We start from the raw sequence: 15,675 nt of genomic DNA, 5'->3' as shown, positions 1-15,675 counted from the left end.
TCCATGACTGAGCTGTCGAAGGTTTCGGTCACCGCGCTCAAGGGCGTAGGCGATGCCATGGCGGAGAAGCTCGCCAAGGTCGGCCTGGAGAACCTGCAGGATGTGCTGTTTCACCTGCCCCTGCGCTATCAGGACCGTACCCGTGTGGTGCCGATCGGCCAGTTGCGCCCGGGCCAGGATGCGGTGATCGAGGGTGTGGTCAGCGGTGCCGACGTGACCATGGGCAAGCGTCGCAGCCTGGTGGTGCGCCTGGGTGACGGCACAGGCGTGTTGAGCCTGCGCTTCTACCACTTCAGCAATGCGCAGAAGGAAGGCCTCAAGCGCGGCACCCACCTGCGCTGCTACGGCGAAGCCCGCCCCGGCGCCTCGGGCCTGGAGATCTACCACCCCGAGTACCGTGCACTGAATGGCGACGAGCCGCCACCACCGGTCGAACAGACCCTGACGCCGATCTACCCGTCCACCGAAGGCCTTACCCAACAGCGCCTGCGCGCGCTCTGCCAACAGAGCCTGGGCATGCTCGGGCCGCGCAGCCTGCCCGACTGGCTGCCCGACGAGCTGGCCCGCGACTACCACCTGGCACCGCTGGACGATGCCATCCGCTACCTGCACAACCCGCCAGCCGACGCCGACCTCGACGAGCTCGCCGAAGGCCAGCACTGGGCCCAGCACCGCCTGGCCTTCGAAGAGCTGCTGACCCACCAGCTGTCACAACAGCGCCTGCGCGAGAGCCTGCGCAGCTTGCGTGCGCCGGTACTGCCCAAGGCCAGGCGCCTGCAAGCGCAGTACCTGGCCAATCTCGGTTTCCAGCCGACCGGGGCACAGCAACGGGTGGCCAACGAAATCGCCTATGACCTCAGCCAGCACGAACCCATGATGCGCCTGGTGCAGGGCGACGTCGGCGCCGGCAAGACGGTGGTCGCCGCCCTTGCCGCACTGCAGGCCCTGGAAGCTGGTTACCAGGTGGCGCTGATGGCGCCTACCGAGATCCTTGCCGAGCAGCACTACATCACCTTCAAGCGCTGGCTCGAGCCTCTGGGTATCGAAGTCGCCTGGCTGGCCGGCAAGCTCAAGGGCAAGGCCCGCGCCAGCGCCCTTGAACAGATCGCCGGCGGCGCGCCAATGGTGGTCGGCACCCACGCGCTGTTCCAGGAAGAGGTTCGTTTCAAGCACCTGGCCTTGGCAATCATCGACGAACAGCACCGCTTCGGCGTGCAGCAACGTCTGGCCCTGCGCAAGAAAGGTGTGGCCGGCGAGCTGTGCCCGCACCAGCTGATCATGACTGCCACGCCGATCCCGCGCACCCTGGCCATGAGCGCCTATGCCGACCTCGATACCTCGGTACTCGACGAACTGCCACCAGGGCGCACGCCGGTAAATACCGTACTGGTCGCCGACAGCCGTCGCTTCGAAGTGGTCGAGCGGGTCCGCGCCGCCTGCGCCGAGGGGCGCCAGGCCTACTGGGTGTGCACGCTGATCGAGGAATCCGAAGAGCTGACCTGCCAGGCGGCCGAAAGCACTTTTGAAGAGCTTGGCAGTGCACTCGGCGAATTGCGCGTAGGCCTGATCCATGGCCGCATGAAACCGGCAGAAAAGGCCGAGGTCATGGCCGAGTTCAAGCAAGGCAACCTGCAACTGCTGGTCGCCACCACGGTGATCGAGGTCGGCGTAGACGTGCCCAACGCCAGCCTGATGATCATCGAAAACCCCGAGCGCCTGGGCCTGGCCCAGTTGCACCAGCTGCGTGGCCGGGTTGGCCGTGGCAGCGCGGTGAGCCACTGCGTGCTGCTGTATCACCCGCCGCTGTCGCAGATTGGCCGCGAACGCCTGGGGATCATGCGGGAAACCAATGATGGCTTCATCATCGCCGAGAAAGACCTGGAATTGCGCGGGCCGGGCGAAATGCTCGGCACACGGCAAACCGGCCTGCTGCAGTTCAAGGTCGCCGACCTTATGCGCGACGCCGACTTGCTGCCGGCGGTGCGTGATGCGGCCCAGGCGTTGCTGGCGCGCTGGCCCGACCATGTCAGCCCGCTGCTAGACCGCTGGCTGCGCCACGGTCAACAATATGGGCAGGTGTGACGCCCGTCCCAGAATGGATCCAGCTTTGCCAACAGGCTGGTTATACTTCGCGTTTAAGAGAACGAATGGATACAGACCATGACTGAAGTTGCCCTGGACACTGCAACCCCGCACGCACCGTCTGTAATCCGGCTGTTGCTCGAAAAGCTGCACGTTGCCTTTGAAGAGGTGGCGGAACATCCAGCGCTGCCCGCCGCGTCTCGGGTGCAGGCGATCCTGCTCGATGACGAGATTGGCGCCCTGCTGGTGCTGTTCCCGCAGAGCAAGCTCCTGGACCTCAACCGCCTTGAAGAGCTGACCGGTCGCAAGCTCAAGGCCGTGCCGTTGCCACGCCTGAGGCAGATGCTCGACAAGCACAAGCTCAAGGCCCTGCCGGCCATTCCGGCCCTGACCAGCTCGCCTTGCCTGTACGAAGGCAAACTGCTTGACCCCGAACACCTGTTCATCCAGTCCGGCGAAGCCGGCCTGCTGCTCAAGATTCACCGTAATGACTTCAAGCGCATGCTCGCCAAGGCCAGCGCCGGCAGTTTCGGCCAGCCCGTGCGCGACATCCGCCCCAACCTCGATCGCCCGGATGACGATTCCAGGGAAATCACCCTGGCGGTCCAGGCCTTCACGGCCCGGCGTATCCAGAAGCGCCTGGAAGAAACCATCGAGATCCCGCCACTGGCCGATACGGCGCAAAAGATCATCAAGCTGCGGGTCGACCCCAATGCCAGCATCGATGACATCACCGGCGTGGTCGAAACCGACCCGGCGCTGGCCGCCCAGGTGGTCAGCTGGGCCGCTTCGCCCTACTACGCCTCACCCGGCAAGATCCGTTCGGTGGAAGACGCCATCGTCCGCGTCCTGGGCTTCGACCTGGTAATCAACCTGGCACTCGGCCTGGCGCTGGGCAAAACCCTGAGCCTGCCCAAGGACCATCCGCAGCAGGCCACGCCGTACTGGCAGCAGTCGATCTACACCGCGGCCATCATCGAAGGCCTGACCCGCGCCATGCCACGTGCCGAGCGTCCGGAGGCTGGCCTGACCTACCTGGCGGGGCTGCTGCACAATTTCGGCTACCTGCTGCTGGCGCACGTGTTCCCGCCGCATTTCTCGCTGATCTGCCGCCACCTCGAGGTCAACCCGCACCTGTGCCACACCTACGTGGAACAACACCTGCTGGGCATCAGCCGCGAGCAGATCGGCGCTTGGCTGATGAAGCTCTGGGACATGCCCGAAGAGCTGTCGACCGCGCTGCGTTTCCAGCATGATCCGACGTATGACGGCGAGTTTTCGGCCTACCCGAACCTGGTGTGCCTGGCGACCCGACTGCTGCGCTCGCGGGGCATCGGCTCGGGGCCTCAGGAGCAGATTCCCGAGGAACTGCTGGAGCGCCTGGGGATCACCCGGGACAAGGCGGAAGAAGTGGTGAACAAGGTGCTCGAGGCCGAGGCCTTGTTGCGGGATCTGGCGTCGCAGCTCAACGCCCCGCATTGAGAACATTGGGGCCGCTCTGCGGCCCTTTCGCGACACAAGGCCGCTCCTACAGGAATCGCGTATGCCTGTAGGAGCGGCCTTGTGTCGCGAAAGGGCTGCAGAGCAGCCCCCGACGATTTCAACCTTTCTTCTTCGGTTTCAGGTACTTCATCAGCCCTTGGAACCACATCACCAGCGCCGGATTGCCCTTGATCTGGATGTTCTTGTCCTGGATGCCCTGCATGAACGCAAGCTGCTTGTTGCCCGCCTGCATCGTGGCAAAGCCGTAGGCGGCATCCTTGAAGGCGATGGCGAAGGCCGGCTGCGGATGGCTGCCGCCCTTGCTGCTGATGCGCTCACCGCTGACGATGAAGTGCCGCGCTACCTTGCCGTCCAGCGTCTGCATCTGGAAAACCAGGTCTTTGTCCTTGAGTTGCTGCTGAAACGCCGGGTTGTTGCGGCTGGCCCTGGCCATCAGCAGCCCCATGGCCCAGAGAAGAAAGCGAAACTTCATCAACGCGCCTCGAATAAAAAATGACTGAGGAGCGCAGTTTATCCTTTTCCTCGACTGAGTACGCAAGTTCGCGACACTTAGCCTCCAGAATGCATAACGGGCGCCCTGAGGCGCCCGCTTGATGACTCTGGATGTCAGCAGTCGATCACTTTTTCTTGGCTGGCTTGGCCGGGGTGTTGACGCTGTCGCGCAGGTTCTTGCCAGGCTTGAAGGCAACGGTGTTGCTGGCCTTGATCTTCACCGGTTGGCCGGTTTGCGGGTTCTTGCCAGTGCGGGCACCACGATGACGTTTTTCGAAGGTACCGAAACCGACCAGGGTAACCGTGTCCTTGTCCAGGGCACCGGTGATGCTGTCGAGAATGGCGTTCAGCACCTGGTTGGCTTTTTCCTTGGTCAGGTCAGCCTTTTCGGCAATGACAGCGGCGAGTTCTGGTTTACGCATAGTGAAGCCTCTTTGACGGGATTTCTTGTTGTTATGCCGTGCTGCCATGAAGCAGCGTTCAAGGCACCGCAGGCTCTAATCTGCGGCAGACGGAACTGAGAATGGCACGCCCACCGAGGCCGCGCCAGTATCTGGGCGGCCATTGTGCTGGCAACAACAGGATAAATCCGACAGAACGTCAGCTATTTACGCCATGACAGCGGGCAGCTGCCGATTCAGCGCAAGTTTTTCCGTGACGGCGCTCCCGGTCAGGGCATAGCCGAGCAACTGGCCGTCGGCGGCATGGCAGAGCAATTTCAGATCGCTACCCTGCCCTTCGACCTGCCAATTGCCTTCACGGCCGGCCGGCGGCGGTGAGACCACCAGCGGGCAAGCCGGAGTCTTCACGGTAATCGGCATTGGCCCGTAGCTGACCTGGGTAGGGTTACCGACCAGGGTCTGCGCCAAGGCACGAGCGCAGGCCATCAACGGCATCACATACAGCAGGTTGATACCGTCGACTTCGGCACAGTCGCCAAGGGCGAAGATGTTGCTGTGCGAAGTGCGCAGCTGACGGTCCACTACCACGCCGCGGTTGGTCTGCAAGCCGGCAGCAGCGGCAAGGTCGGTACGCGGGCGCAGGCCGATGGCCGAGACCACCAGGTCGCAGACGATCACTTGTCCATCGGACAGGTGCGCCTCAAGCCCCTCTCCTGCCTGCTGCAGACGGGTCAGCACCGGGCCGAGGTGGAACCGTACGCCCAGCCCTTGCAGGCCGGCTTGCACGGCAGCGGCGGCAGCCGGATGCAACAAGGTCGGCATCACCTGCTCGCAAGGTGCCACCACATCGACCTCGAAACCGCCCAAGCGCATGTCGTTGGCAAACTCGCACCCGATCAGGCCGGCGCCGAGAATGAGCACTCGCTGCTTGCCCGCCGCCGCGGCACGGAAGCGCGCATAATCTTCAAGGTCGTTGATCGGGAAAATCCGCCCGGCACCATTACCTTCGACTGGCACCTGAACGGTCTGCGCCCCCCATGCCAGCACCAGGTCGCGATACTCGATCGCTTCTTCCCCGACCCACAGCCGCTTGTGACCCGGGTCGATACCGCTGATGCGAGTATGGGTGCGGATCTCGGCCTTGAGCTGCTCGGCCATCGTGCCAGGTTCAGCCATGCACAGGCCATCGGCGTCCTTCTGCTTGGCAAAGCCCGTGGAGAGCATGGGCTTGGAGTAGGACCGGCCATCATCGGCGGTAATCAGCAGCAGCGGCGTGTCACCATCGAGCTTGCGAAATTCACGTGCCAGGTTATAGCCGGCCAGGCCGGTACCGATAATCACCACGGGGGACGTCATGCGCTGCCTTCCTTTTTAGCCGATGGCGATCATTTCGAAGTCGCTCTTGCCCACACCGCAGTCAGGGCACAGCCAGTCTGCCGGTACGTCTTCCCAACGGGTACCAGGCGGGATGCCATCATCCGGCCAGCCTTTGGCTTCGTCATAGATCAGGCCACAGACAATACACTGCCACTTTTTCATCAGGTCATTTTCCTCGGTGTCGATCAGGCTTTGTTCTAGCCAGGCATTATGCAAGCACTCAGGGCAATCATGCTAAGCTCGCCGCCTCTCTGGCTGTAATCAAGCATACCGACGTGTCGTACGAATCCCCGCAAGCAGCCGCTGTCGCGTGGCTGCCGTATTCACAGCTGGCCCCTGAAATCGACCAGCCAACCCTGGACTGGCTGTTCGACGAAGGCTCCCTGACTCGCCGCCTCACCCAGCTGTCCCAGGGACACTTCAGCGTCACCCCCCTGTTCGAAGGTTGGCAACCGCTGCGCGATGACGAATGCGTGGCCCTGAACCTTGCGCCAGGTGCCGAAGGCTGGGTGCGCGAGGTGTTCCTGCGCGGGCATGGCCAACCTTGGGTGTTTGCCCGCAGCGTGGCCAGCCGCAGCGCCCTGGAACGCGGCGGGCTGGACCTGGAAACCCTGGGTAGCCGTTCGCTGGGCGAATTGCTGTTCTGTGACCAGGCATTCATCCGCCACCCGATCGAGGTGTGCCGTTATCCACAAGGCTGGCTGCCAGCCGATGCCGCGCAAGCTGGGCTCTGGGGGCGCCGCTCACGCTTCGCCCGTAACGGCCTCGACCTGCTGGTGGCCGAGGTTTTCCTGCCTACACTGTGGCAAGCGGCCAAGGAGGAGAACCGCTGATGTACCTGCACCTGCTCAAGTCGCTCAACCGCCTGCACCCCCGGGCCTGGGACTTTGTCCAGCTCAGCCGCATGGATCGGCCGATCGGCATCTATCTGCTGCTGTGGCCGACCCTGTCAGCGGTATGGATCGCCGGGCACGGCTCGCCGACCCTGGCCAACGTGCTGATCTTCGGCCTGGGCGTGGTGCTGATGCGCGCCGCAGGTTGCTGCATCAACGACTTCGCCGACCGCAAGGTCGATGGCCATGTCAAACGCACCGCCGACCGGCCGCTGGCCAGCGGCCGGGTCACGTCGCGCGAGGCGCTGGCATTGTTCGCCATCCTCGTCGGTGTGAGCTTCCTGCTGGTGCTGTGCACCAACAGCCGGACCGTTTGGCTATCGTTCGGCGCGGTGGCGCTGGCGTTCTGCTACCCATTCATGAAGCGCTACACCTATTACCCGCAGGTGGTGCTGGGTGCGGCGTATTCCTGGGGCATTCCCATGGCCTTTACCGCGGCCGGTGGCGAGTTGCCCGCCAGTGCCTGGCTGCTGTACATCGCCAACCTGTTGTGGACAGTGGGTTACGACACCTACTACGCCATGGTGGATCGCGACGACGACCTGAAGATCGGGGTGAAATCGACCGCGATCCTGTTCGGCGAGGCGGACCGGGCGATTATCCTGACCCTGCAGCTGCTGTCGCTGGGCTGCCTGCTGCTGGCGGGCAGCCGCTTCGAGCTGGGTGGCTGGTTCCACTTGGGGTTGCTGGGGGCGGCGGCGTGCTTTGCCTGGGAATACTGGTCGACACGCAGGCTGGACCGCGAATCGTGCTTCAAGGCGTTTCTGCACAATCACTGGGCGGGGTTGCTGGTGTTCATCGGGGTGGTGCTGGATTACGCATTGCGCTGAGGTTCAGCGTCACTGTGGGAGCGGTTTTACCCGCGAATGCAAGGGTGGCTGCACAGCATTCGCGGGTAAACCCGCTCCCACAGCGTCAAGAGGCGGGCTTCAGGGCTTGGCGACGTGCCAGACTTCTTTCATGCCATCACCTTTCGTCTCACCGGCCTTCATGTCATTTTTGAAGGTGTACAGCGGCTTGCCGTCATAGGCCCACTGCATCTTGCCGTCGTCACGCTTGATCTGCGTCCACTTGCCTTCGGCCTTCTCGCCCTCTTTGACCATCAAGGGTGGCCAGTTCTTCGCACAATCACCGTTGCACATCGACGTGCCACCGGCGTCCTTGTCGAAGGTGTACAGCGTCATTTTGTTGTGGTCGACCAACATGCCATTTTCTGTCATGCCATGGTCGGCTGAAGCCACTCCAGGTAGCGCAAATGCAGCGAACAAGGCCATCCAGCTCAGCGTATGTCGTGTCATTGGATTCACCATAGATTCGGGGGTGAAATGCGTGTTGTTTGCCGCCACGGCGGCCCAGTGAAGCCTAGCCCAGTCATGGAATGTCGCCAGAACGGCCAACACCCCTGTCACACAGCTGCAATAATTCCGTTATCTAATGCGGGCCAAGACACGATTCCCGGGAGAGGTTTTGAGCATGGTTGGCAGAAACATTCTGATCGTCGACGACGAAGCACCGATTCGCGAGATGATCGCCGTCGCCTTGGAAATGGCCGGCTATGACTGCCTGGAAGCCGAGAACTCCCAGCAAGCCCACGCGATCATCGTCGACCGCAAGCCGGACCTGATCCTGCTTGACTGGATGCTGCCCGGCACCTCCGGCATCGAGCTGGCACGCCGCCTCAAGCGCGACGAGCTGACCGGCGACATCCCGATCATCATGCTCACCGCCAAGGGCGAAGAGGACAACAAGATCCAGGGCCTGGAAGTCGGCGCCGACGACTACATCACCAAGCCGTTCTCGCCGCGTGAACTGGTAGCCCGGCTGAAGGCCGTGCTGCGTCGCACGGGCCCAAGCGACAGTGAAGCGCCGATCGAAGTCGGTGGCCTGCTGCTCGATCCGATCAGCCACCGCGTGACCATCGACGGCAAGCCGGCCGAGATGGGCCCTACCGAATACCGCCTGCTGCAGTTCTTCATGACTCACCAGGAACGCGCCTATACCCGTGGCCAGCTGCTCGACCAAGTGTGGGGCGGCAATGTGTATGTCGAGGAGCGCACCGTCGACGTACACATCCGTCGCCTGCGCAAGGCACTGGGTGAGGCCTACGAAAATCTGGTACAAACCGTCCGGGGCACTGGCTACCGCTTCTCGACCAAGAGCTGATCGAGCCGACAAGCGCCAAGCTGCACGTCGTTGTACAAGGACCGTCAATTGAACCAGAACTGGCACGCGACCCTGATTCGCCACCTGTTGCTGCTGATCACTGTCTGCCTGATCGGCGGCCTGGTCAGCGGCTATTACGGCTGGAGCCTGGCCATCGGTCTGGCGCTCTATCTGGGCTGGACACTCAAGCAGCTGTTGCGCCTGCATGACTGGCTGCGCAACCATCAGCCCGACGAAGCACCGCCCGATGGCTACGGCCTGTGGGGTGAGGTGTTCGACAGCATCTACCACCTGCAACGCCGCGACCAGCGCGTGCGCGGGCGCCTGCAGGCGGTGATCGACCGGGTGCAGGAGTCCACTGCGGCACTGCGCGATGCGGTGATCATGCTCGACAGCGATGGCAACCTGGAGTGGTGGAACCGTGCCGCCGAGACGTTGCTGGGCTTCAAGACCCCACAGGACGGCGGCCAGCCGGTCACCAACCTGGTACGCCACCCGCGCTTCAAGGAATACTTCGAGGCGCAGAACTACGTCGAACCGCTGGAGATCCCCTCGCCGATCAACGACCGCCTGCGCGTACAGCTGCACATCACCCGCTACGGCAACAATGAGCACCTGATGTTGGTGCGCGATGTCACCCGCATTCATCAACTGGAGCAGATGCGCAAGGATTTCGTTGCCAACGTCTCCCACGAGCTACGCACACCGCTGACGGTGATCACCGGCTACCTGGAAACCCTGCTGGACAACGTCGAGGACGTCAACCCGCGCTGGGCCCGGGCGCTGCAGCAGATGACCCAGCAGGGATCACGCATGCAGACCCTGCTCAACGACCTGCTGCTGTTGGCCAAGCTGGAAGCCACCGATTACCCGTCGGATAACCAGCCGGTGGCGGTCGATGCCCTGCTCACTGCGATCAAGCAGGATGCCCAGGCACTGTCCGGGCCACGTAACCAGAAAATCACCCTGGAAGCAGCGCCAGGGCTGCGCCTGAAGGGCAGCGAGTCGGAACTGCGCAGCGCCTTCTCCAACCTGGTGTTCAACGCCGTGAAGTACACCCAGGATGAAGGCACCATCCGCATCCGCTGGTGGGCTGACGAGCACGGCGCGCACCTGTCGGTGCAGGATTCCGGGGTGGGTATCGAAGCCAAGCACCTGCCGCGGCTGACCGAACGCTTCTACCGGGTCGACTCCAGCCGTGCGTCGAATACTGGCGGCACTGGCCTGGGGCTGGCGATCGTCAAGCACGTGCTGATGCGCCATCGCGGCAAGCTGGAAATCAGCAGCGTGCCGGGGCATGGCAGTACCTTCACCTGTCATTTCGGGCCAGCACAATTGGCCAACGGCAAAGCCTGAGGTACCAGGGGCAGCTTTGCAGCCCTTTGCTTTTGCTGCCCCAGCCGCTACATTGGATCCCCTGTGCCAGCAAGAGCTGGCACTTTTTTTCTCTCCCTCGAAGACGGACCCCGTAAAAACCCCATCATGGACCCTTCCCCTGGTATCAGCCTCGCCTCGTTATTCGCCGATTTCGGCATGATCATCTTTGCCTTCCTGCTGGTGCTGCTCAACGGTTTCTTCGTTGCCGCCGAGTTCGCCATGGTCAAGCTGCGCGCCACCCGCGTCGAGTCCATTGCCGAACTGCATGGCTGGCGCGGCAGCATCCTGCGCAAGGTACACAACCAGCTCGACGCCTACCTTTCTGCCTGCCAGCTGGGCATCACCCTCGCCTCGCTGGGCCTGGGCTGGGTCGGTGAACCAGCGTTCGCCCACCTGCTCGAACCGCTGCTGGCTTACCTGGGCGTGGACAGCGCTGAAGTGGTCAAGGCGGTGTCGTTCTTTGTCGCCTTCTTCGTCATTTCGTACCTGCACATCGTGGTCGGCGAACTGGCGCCCAAGTCGTGGGCGATCCGCAAGCCCGAGCTACTGTCGCTGTGGACCGCCGTGCCGCTGTACCTGTTCTACTGGACCATGTACCCGGCCATCTACCTGCTCAACGCCAGCGCCAACACTATCCTGCGCATCGCCGGCCAGGGTGAGCCAGGCCCGCACCACGAACACCACTACAGCCGCGAAGAACTCAAGCTGATCCTGCACTCCAGCCGCGGTCAGGACCCGAGCGACCAAGGCATGCGCGTACTCGCCTCGGCCGTGGAAATGGGCGAGCTGGAAGTCGTGGACTGGGCCAACTCGCGTGAGGACATGGTCAGCATCGACGCCCATGCCCCGCTCAAGGAGATCCTCGCCCTGGTCCGCCGGCACAAGTTCAGCCGCTACCCGGTGTATGACGCCGAGCGCGAAGAATTCACCGGGCTGCTGCACATCAAGGACTTGCTGCTGGAACTGGCCGAACTCGAGCACCTGCCCGAAACCATCGACCTGGACGATCTGGCTCGCCCGCTGGAGCGGGTATCGCGGCACATGCCACTGGCGCAGTTGCTCGAGCAGTTCCGCAAAGGCGGCGCGCACTTCGTGCTGGTAGAGGAAGCCGACGGCAAGGTGATCGGCTACCTGACCATGGAAGACGTGCTGGAAGTGCTGGTAGGTGACATCCAGGACGAACACCGCAAGACCGAACGCGGCATCCTCGCCTACCAGCCCGGCAAGCTGCTGGTACGTGGCGATACGCCGCTGTTCAAGGTCGAGCGCCTGCTCGGTGTCGACCTCGACCACATCGAGGCAGAAACCCTCGCCGGCCTGGTCTACGAGACCCTCAAGCGCGTGCCTGAAGAAGAGGAAGTGCTGGAAGTCGAAGGCCTGCGCATCATCATCAAGAAGATGAAAGGGCCGAAGATCGTCCTGGCCAAGGTGCTCAAGCTCGACTGACCCTAGGGGTTGCCGGCAGTGAAGTCCGGCAACCCGCCCAGCGGCCGGTCGAACTGGAACGGTATCGACTCCAGCGCCAGCCCCACATTGCGCTGTACCACGAAATGCAGGTGTGGCCCGGTGCTGTTACCGGTATTGCCCGACTTCGCCAGGGCCTGCCCTACGACCACCTGCTGCCCTTCGCGAACCACCACCGAACCCTGCATCAGGTGCAGGTAAACGCCCATGGTGCCGTCGGGGTGCAGAATCCGCACGAAATTGCCTGCCGGGTTGCTGCCTCGGCCGCTCTGGCCATTCTCGACCTTCACCACCATACCGCCGCGGGCCGCAATGATCGGCGTGCCCTCCGGCATGGCGATGTCCATCGCATAGCGGCTCCTGGGGCCGAAGTGACTGAAACGGCCATTGGGCCCCTGGGTCAGGCGAAATGGCCCGCCCTTCCAGGGGAACGGGTAGCGGTAGGCGAGAGAGCGCTGGCCAGGGTCGCCCATGGCGTACTGAAAGCTTGTGGCGTACTGCAATTTGCCGCCGGGTGCCGCCAGCACTGAACTCAGCACTTTGCTCGAACGTGGCCCCACCACGGCGCGTATGTTGCGCGGCTGGTTGCCACCGAAAGCGTTGCTCAGCTTGTCGATCCGCAGTTCTACCTGCATCGGCACGTACAGGTCGTTGCGCACCATGAAGCGCACACCGCCGGGGAAGGTTTCGGCCTGCAGGCGCACCTTGCCATCGATGTGATCGAGGATCGGCTCGCTCAGCTCGAAGGTCTTCGCCCCCGGGCTGTAGCGATCGGAGTACGAGACCACGCCGGTGTTGTCGACAGTCTTGTAGATCGTCATGCCCACGCTCGACGCCGAGGCCGAAAGCAAGGCACAGAAAAGCAGCAAGCGGGCGGCGGCTGGCATGATGGTGGCTTTTTGACAGATATGGTCTGTCGAAGACTAGCAGCGGGATTTGAGAGCGGTATTGCAGCCGGTCGGAAGAACCCGGCAGGTTGATGCAGACCTTGTGGGAACGGGCAAGCCCGCTCCCACAGGGTTTTGTGTATGGCCTTGATCAGGCGCCGGGCGTGAAATGCTTCTGCTGTGTACCACGGGCAATCAGGCGCGACAGGTAGTCGAGTTTCTGCGCATCCTGGTCGACGAACTTGAAGGTCAGCTGCAGCCAGTCACTTTCTGGCTTGGGCTCCAGCGCCGCGATGGCGTGCAGGTAGCCGTTCAGGCGCGCCACTTCCGCGTTCTCACCCTGCTCCAGGTCGAGCACTGCGCCTTCCAGCACCTGTGGCAGCGTTGTACTGCGGCGCACCACCAGTAACGCTTCCTTGAGGCTCAGCGCCTTGATCACGCAGGGCTGGGTGCCGCTGGCCAGGCGCAGCTGACCCTGCCCCCGCCCGACCTGGGCCGCCGCAGCCGCGGCCGTCTGTGGCTTCGGCGCATTGAGCAAAGGCTTGGCCGCCGCGGCAGCAGCAGGTGCCGCCACCTTGGCCGCTTCAGGCTTGCCACCGGTCAGTGCGCTCAACGAGTCGTTGGCGAAGGCCGAATTCACCCGTGCCGGTGCACCAGCCATCAGGCTCTCCAGCTTGCCGATCTTGCTCAGGGCTTTCTTCACCTTGGTCAGCAGCTGCTCGTTGGTGAACGGCTTGCCGACGAAGTCGGAGACGCCGGCCTGGATGGCCTGGATCACGTTCTCCTTGTCACCACGGCTGGTCACCATGATGAACTGCAGGTCCTTCATCTCGGGCTGCTGACGGCACCAGGTCAGCAACTCAAGGCCAGACATCTCCGGCATCTCCCAGTCGCACAGCACCAGGTCGAACGGCTCCTTGGCCAGCATGGCCATGGCTTTGCGACCATTGACCGCGTCTTCGATGACCATGCCCGGGAAAGCATTGCGCAGGCACTTCCTGACCAGGTCACGAATGAACGGCGCGTCATCCACGACCAGCACATTGACTTTACTCATCGATACTCCTCTTGAACCCGACTAGCCTACCGCGCAATGGTGGCCACTTGCCAACTCTAGGGTCACGCCGGGACTTCTTCGCATCGTTCGCGGGTGCCTGCTGATTGCTCTGCCACACACGCAAACGCCCGGCACGGGCCGGGCGTCGATGCTCGGGAGCAATCTTATTTATCGTCAGGTTTGCCCGGAACATTAGCGCTTTCGGCCGCATCCCCCACAGAGCCTTCGACTTCAGCCTTCATGCGCTTGAGGCCCATGTGACGGACATCGGTGCCGCGCACCAGGTAGATCACCAGCTCCGAAATGTTTCGCGCGTGGTCGCCGATCCGCTCCAGCGAACGCAACACCCAGATCACGCTGAGCACCCGCGAGATCGAGCGCGGGTCTTCCATCATGTAGGTGACCAGTTCACGCAGGGCCGTCTTGTACTCGCGGTCGATGGTCTTGTCGTACTGGGCCACCGACAGTGCCAGGTCGGCATCGAAGCGGGCGAAGGCATCGAGGGCATCGCGCACCATGTTGCGCACCTGGTCGCCGATGTGGCGCACCTCGACGTAGCCGCGCGGCGACTCGCCTTCTTCGCAGAGCTGGATGGCGCGGCGAGCGATCTTGGTCGATTCGTCACCAATGCGCTCCAGATCGATCACCGACTTGGAGATGCTGATGATCAGGCGCAGGTCGGAGGCCGCCGGCTGGCGACGGGCGAGGATGCGCAGGCATTCCTCGTCGATGTTGCGCTCCATCTGGTTGATCTGTTCATCGACTTCACGCACCTGCTGAGCCAGACCCGAATCGGCCTCGATCAGCGCGGTGACGGCATCGTTCACCTGCTTCTCGACCAGGCCGCCCATGGCCAGCAAGTGGCTGCGCACCTCTTCGAGTTCGGCGTTGAACTGCTGGGAAATATGGTGGGTAAGGCTTTCTTTGTTGATCATCGTTTCGCTCCGCGAAGCAGCAAGCTGCAAGCATCAAGTGGTTCGTCTCATTCCCTGTGGGAGCGGGCTTGCCCGCGAACACCGGCGAAGCCGGTGCCACACACCGCGGCGCCTGCTTCGCGGGCACGCCCGTTCCACAGGAGCCGCAGGGCTGCTAGCCGTAACGACCGGTGATGTAGTCTTCGGTCTGCTTCTTCGCCGGGTTGGTGAACAGGGTGTCGGTATCACCGAATTCGACCAGTTTGCCCATGTACATGAACGCGGTGTAATCCGAAACACGGGCCGCCTGTTGCATGTTGTGGGTCACGATGACGATGGTGTATTTGGACTTCAGTTCGTAGATCAGCTCTTCGACCTTCAGCGTCGAGATCGGGTCCAGCGCCGAGCACGGTTCGTCGAGCAGCAGCACCTCAGGCTCCACGGCGATGGTACGCGCAATCACCAGACGCTGCTGCTGGCCGCCGGACAGGCCCAGGGCGGACTCGTGCAGGCGGTCCTTGACCTCGTCCCACAAGGCGGCGCCCTTCAGTGCCCATTCCACGGCTTCATCCAGCACGCGTTTCTTGTTGATGCCCTGGATACGCAGGCCGTAGACCACGTTCTCGTAAATGGTCTTGGGGAACGGGTTGGGCTTCTGGAACACCATGCCGACCCGGCGACGCAGCTCGGCCACGTCTTCGCCCTTGCGGTAGATGTTGTTGCCGTACAGGTTGATGGCACCTTCCACACGGCAGCCGTCGACCAGGTCGTTCATGCGGTTGAAGGTGCGCAGCAGGGTCGACTTGCCGCAGCCGGACGGGCCAATGAAGGCGGTCACGCGTTGCTTGGGAATGTTCATCTGCACGTCGAACAGGGCTTGTTTGTCGCCGTAGAACAGGCTCAGGCCCGGCACTTCGATGGCCACGGTTTCTTCAGCCAGGCGCAGGCCCTGCTTGTCGCGACCCAGGGCAGACATGTCGATGCCGTGGGTATGGGAATCATGCTGCATGGTCAACTCCATACGCTATCAATACGTTTCAAAGGGCCGCCGATTGGCAGGCGGCA

The 15,675-nt window shown here is 62.8% G+C and carries 16 protein-coding genes; 7 read left to right on the top strand and 9 right to left on the bottom strand.

Annotated features, from left to right (window positions below; all coding sequences use genetic code 11):
* Nucleotides 1-3 precede the first annotated feature (3 nt).
* Nucleotides 4-2,082 (top strand): ATP-dependent DNA helicase RecG, encoded by a 2,079-nt coding sequence (recG, locus tag CQW31_RS17260; protein WP_054884746.1) that lies wholly within the window; start codon nt 4-6, stop codon nt 2,080-2,082.
* A 78-nt stretch (nt 2,083-2,160) separates the two neighbouring features.
* Complete coding sequence (locus tag CQW31_RS17255; RefSeq protein ID WP_054884747.1) at nt 2,161-3,564, top strand: aminoacyl-tRNA deacylase and HDOD domain-containing protein; 1,404 nt, start codon at nt 2,161-2,163, stop codon at nt 3,562-3,564.
* 118 nt (nt 3,565-3,682) lie between these two features.
* Here CQW31_RS17255 and CQW31_RS17250 read toward each other — a convergent pair whose 3' ends face one another.
* From CQW31_RS17250 to CQW31_RS17235, 4 genes are all read right to left on the bottom strand, one after another.
* Nucleotides 3,683-4,057: a helicase gene (locus tag CQW31_RS17250; protein ID WP_027917039.1), complete on the bottom strand. Its 375-nt coding sequence runs from the start codon at nt 4,055-4,057 to the stop codon at nt 3,683-3,685.
* Nucleotides 4,058-4,202: 145 nt separating this feature from the next.
* Complete coding sequence (locus CQW31_RS17245) at nt 4,203-4,499, bottom strand: HU family DNA-binding protein (RefSeq protein WP_054884748.1); 297 nt, start codon at nt 4,497-4,499, stop codon at nt 4,203-4,205.
* A gap of 186 nt (nt 4,500-4,685) precedes the next feature.
* On the bottom strand, nt 4,686-5,834 hold the full coding sequence (locus CQW31_RS17240) for an NAD(P)/FAD-dependent oxidoreductase (RefSeq protein WP_099815004.1): 1,149 nt from the start codon (nt 5,832-5,834) through the stop codon (nt 4,686-4,688).
* Between the two features lie 15 nt (nt 5,835-5,849).
* A complete protein-coding gene (locus tag CQW31_RS17235; RefSeq protein WP_099815018.1) occupies nt 5,850-6,017 on the bottom strand; it encodes a rubredoxin in 168 nt (55 codons plus the stop codon).
* Nucleotides 6,018-6,130: 113 nt separating this feature from the next.
* Here CQW31_RS17235 and CQW31_RS17230 point away from each other — a divergent pair, with 113 nt between their 5' ends.
* Together CQW31_RS17230 and ubiA are read left to right on the top strand one after the other, a co-directional pair.
* Nucleotides 6,131-6,688: a chorismate lyase gene (locus CQW31_RS17230; RefSeq protein WP_054884750.1), complete on the top strand. Its 558-nt coding sequence runs from the start codon at nt 6,131-6,133 to the stop codon at nt 6,686-6,688.
* The gene (ubiA, locus tag CQW31_RS17225) at nt 6,688-7,578 is read left to right on the top strand and encodes a 4-hydroxybenzoate octaprenyltransferase (protein ID WP_054884751.1); all 891 of its coding nucleotides are present in this window, start codon (nt 6,688-6,690) and stop codon (nt 7,576-7,578) included. The genes CQW31_RS17230 and ubiA overlap by 1 nt, the downstream gene beginning before the upstream one ends.
* Nucleotides 7,579-7,677: 99 nt before the next feature.
* Here the strand turns inward: ubiA and CQW31_RS17220 are convergent, their stop codons facing one another.
* Nucleotides 7,678-8,046: a hypothetical protein gene (locus CQW31_RS17220; protein WP_099815003.1), complete on the bottom strand. Its 369-nt coding sequence runs from the start codon at nt 8,044-8,046 to the stop codon at nt 7,678-7,680.
* Nucleotides 8,047-8,221: 175 nt separating this feature from the next.
* Here CQW31_RS17220 and phoB point away from each other — a divergent pair, with 175 nt between their 5' ends.
* The 3 genes from phoB to CQW31_RS17205 all read left to right on the top strand — a co-directional run bounded on the left by phoB (nt 8,222) and on the right by CQW31_RS17205 (nt 11,734).
* On the top strand, nt 8,222-8,911 hold the full coding sequence (gene phoB, locus CQW31_RS17215; protein WP_003253341.1) for a phosphate regulon transcriptional regulator PhoB: 690 nt from the start codon (nt 8,222-8,224) through the stop codon (nt 8,909-8,911).
* 48 nt (nt 8,912-8,959) lie between these two features.
* Nucleotides 8,960-10,267, top strand: coding sequence for a phosphate regulon sensor histidine kinase PhoR (phoR, locus tag CQW31_RS17210; RefSeq protein ID WP_054884753.1), 1,308 nt, complete (start codon nt 8,960-8,962; stop codon nt 10,265-10,267).
* Nucleotides 10,268-10,393: 126 nt separating this feature from the next.
* Nucleotides 10,394-11,734 carry a hemolysin family protein gene (locus CQW31_RS17205; protein ID WP_054884754.1) on the top strand — a complete coding sequence of 447 codons (1,341 nt, stop codon included), beginning with the start codon at nt 10,394-10,396 and terminating at the stop codon, nt 11,732-11,734.
* Nucleotides 11,735-11,736: 2 nt separating this feature from the next.
* Here the strand turns inward: CQW31_RS17205 and CQW31_RS17200 are convergent, their stop codons facing one another.
* The 4 genes from CQW31_RS17200 to pstB all read right to left on the bottom strand — a co-directional run bounded on the left by CQW31_RS17200 (nt 11,737) and on the right by pstB (nt 15,619).
* Nucleotides 11,737-12,639, bottom strand: coding sequence for a peptidoglycan DD-metalloendopeptidase family protein (locus tag CQW31_RS17200; RefSeq protein ID WP_099815002.1), 903 nt, complete (start codon nt 12,637-12,639; stop codon nt 11,737-11,739).
* Nucleotides 12,640-12,790: 151 nt separating this feature from the next.
* The gene (locus CQW31_RS17195) at nt 12,791-13,696 is read right to left on the bottom strand and encodes a response regulator (protein ID WP_054884756.1); all 906 of its coding nucleotides are present in this window, start codon (nt 13,694-13,696) and stop codon (nt 12,791-12,793) included.
* Nucleotides 13,697-13,860: 164 nt separating this feature from the next.
* Complete coding sequence (gene phoU, locus CQW31_RS17190) at nt 13,861-14,631, bottom strand: phosphate signaling complex protein PhoU (RefSeq protein ID WP_054884757.1); 771 nt, start codon at nt 14,629-14,631, stop codon at nt 13,861-13,863.
* Between the two features lie 154 nt (nt 14,632-14,785).
* Nucleotides 14,786-15,619, bottom strand: coding sequence for a phosphate ABC transporter ATP-binding protein PstB (gene pstB, locus CQW31_RS17185; RefSeq protein WP_054884758.1), 834 nt, complete (start codon nt 15,617-15,619; stop codon nt 14,786-14,788).
* Nucleotides 15,620-15,675 lie beyond the last annotated feature (56 nt).

It is taken from the genome of Pseudomonas sp. 382 (assembly GCF_002759075.1).
GTDB classification, from domain to species: domain Bacteria; phylum Pseudomonadota; class Gammaproteobacteria; order Pseudomonadales; family Pseudomonadaceae; genus Aquipseudomonas; species Aquipseudomonas vlassakiae.
This window is presented reverse-complemented; position numbering and strand designations above follow the sequence as displayed.

Excerpts from the sequence above, each read along its gene's own strand:
- CQW31_RS17195 (WP_054884756.1), bottom strand. The coding sequence starts at position 13,696 with ATGAGTAAAGTCAATGTGCTGGTCGTGGATGACGCGCCGTTCATTCGT.
- CQW31_RS17240 (WP_099815004.1), bottom strand. The coding sequence starts at position 5,834 with ATGACGTCCCCCGTGGTGATTATCGGTACCGGCCTGGCCGGCTATAAC.
- CQW31_RS17205 (WP_054884754.1), top strand. The coding sequence starts at position 10,394 with ATGGACCCTTCCCCTGGTATCAGCCTCGCCTCGTTATTCGCCGATTTC.
- phoB (WP_003253341.1), top strand. The coding sequence starts at position 8,222 with ATGGTTGGCAGAAACATTCTGATCGTCGACGACGAAGCACCGATTCGC.
- CQW31_RS17220 (WP_099815003.1), bottom strand. The coding sequence starts at position 8,046 with ATGACACGACATACGCTGAGCTGGATGGCCTTGTTCGCTGCATTTGCG.
- pstB (WP_054884758.1), bottom strand. The coding sequence starts at position 15,619 with ATGCAGCATGATTCCCATACCCACGGCATCGACATGTCTGCCCTGGGT.
- CQW31_RS17235 (WP_099815018.1), bottom strand. The coding sequence starts at position 6,017 with ATGAAAAAGTGGCAGTGTATTGTCTGTGGCCTGATCTATGACGAAGCC.
- recG (WP_054884746.1), top strand. The coding sequence starts at position 4 with ATGACTGAGCTGTCGAAGGTTTCGGTCACCGCGCTCAAGGGCGTAGGC.
- CQW31_RS17200 (WP_099815002.1), bottom strand. The coding sequence starts at position 12,639 with ATGCCAGCCGCCGCCCGCTTGCTGCTTTTCTGTGCCTTGCTTTCGGCC.
- CQW31_RS17250 (WP_027917039.1), bottom strand. The coding sequence starts at position 4,057 with ATGAAGTTTCGCTTTCTTCTCTGGGCCATGGGGCTGCTGATGGCCAGG.
- CQW31_RS17245 (WP_054884748.1), bottom strand. The coding sequence starts at position 4,499 with ATGCGTAAACCAGAACTCGCCGCTGTCATTGCCGAAAAGGCTGACCTG.
- ubiA (WP_054884751.1), top strand. The coding sequence starts at position 6,688 with ATGTACCTGCACCTGCTCAAGTCGCTCAACCGCCTGCACCCCCGGGCC.
- CQW31_RS17255 (WP_054884747.1), top strand. The coding sequence starts at position 2,161 with ATGACTGAAGTTGCCCTGGACACTGCAACCCCGCACGCACCGTCTGTA.
- phoU (WP_054884757.1), bottom strand. The coding sequence starts at position 14,631 with ATGATCAACAAAGAAAGCCTTACCCACCATATTTCCCAGCAGTTCAAC.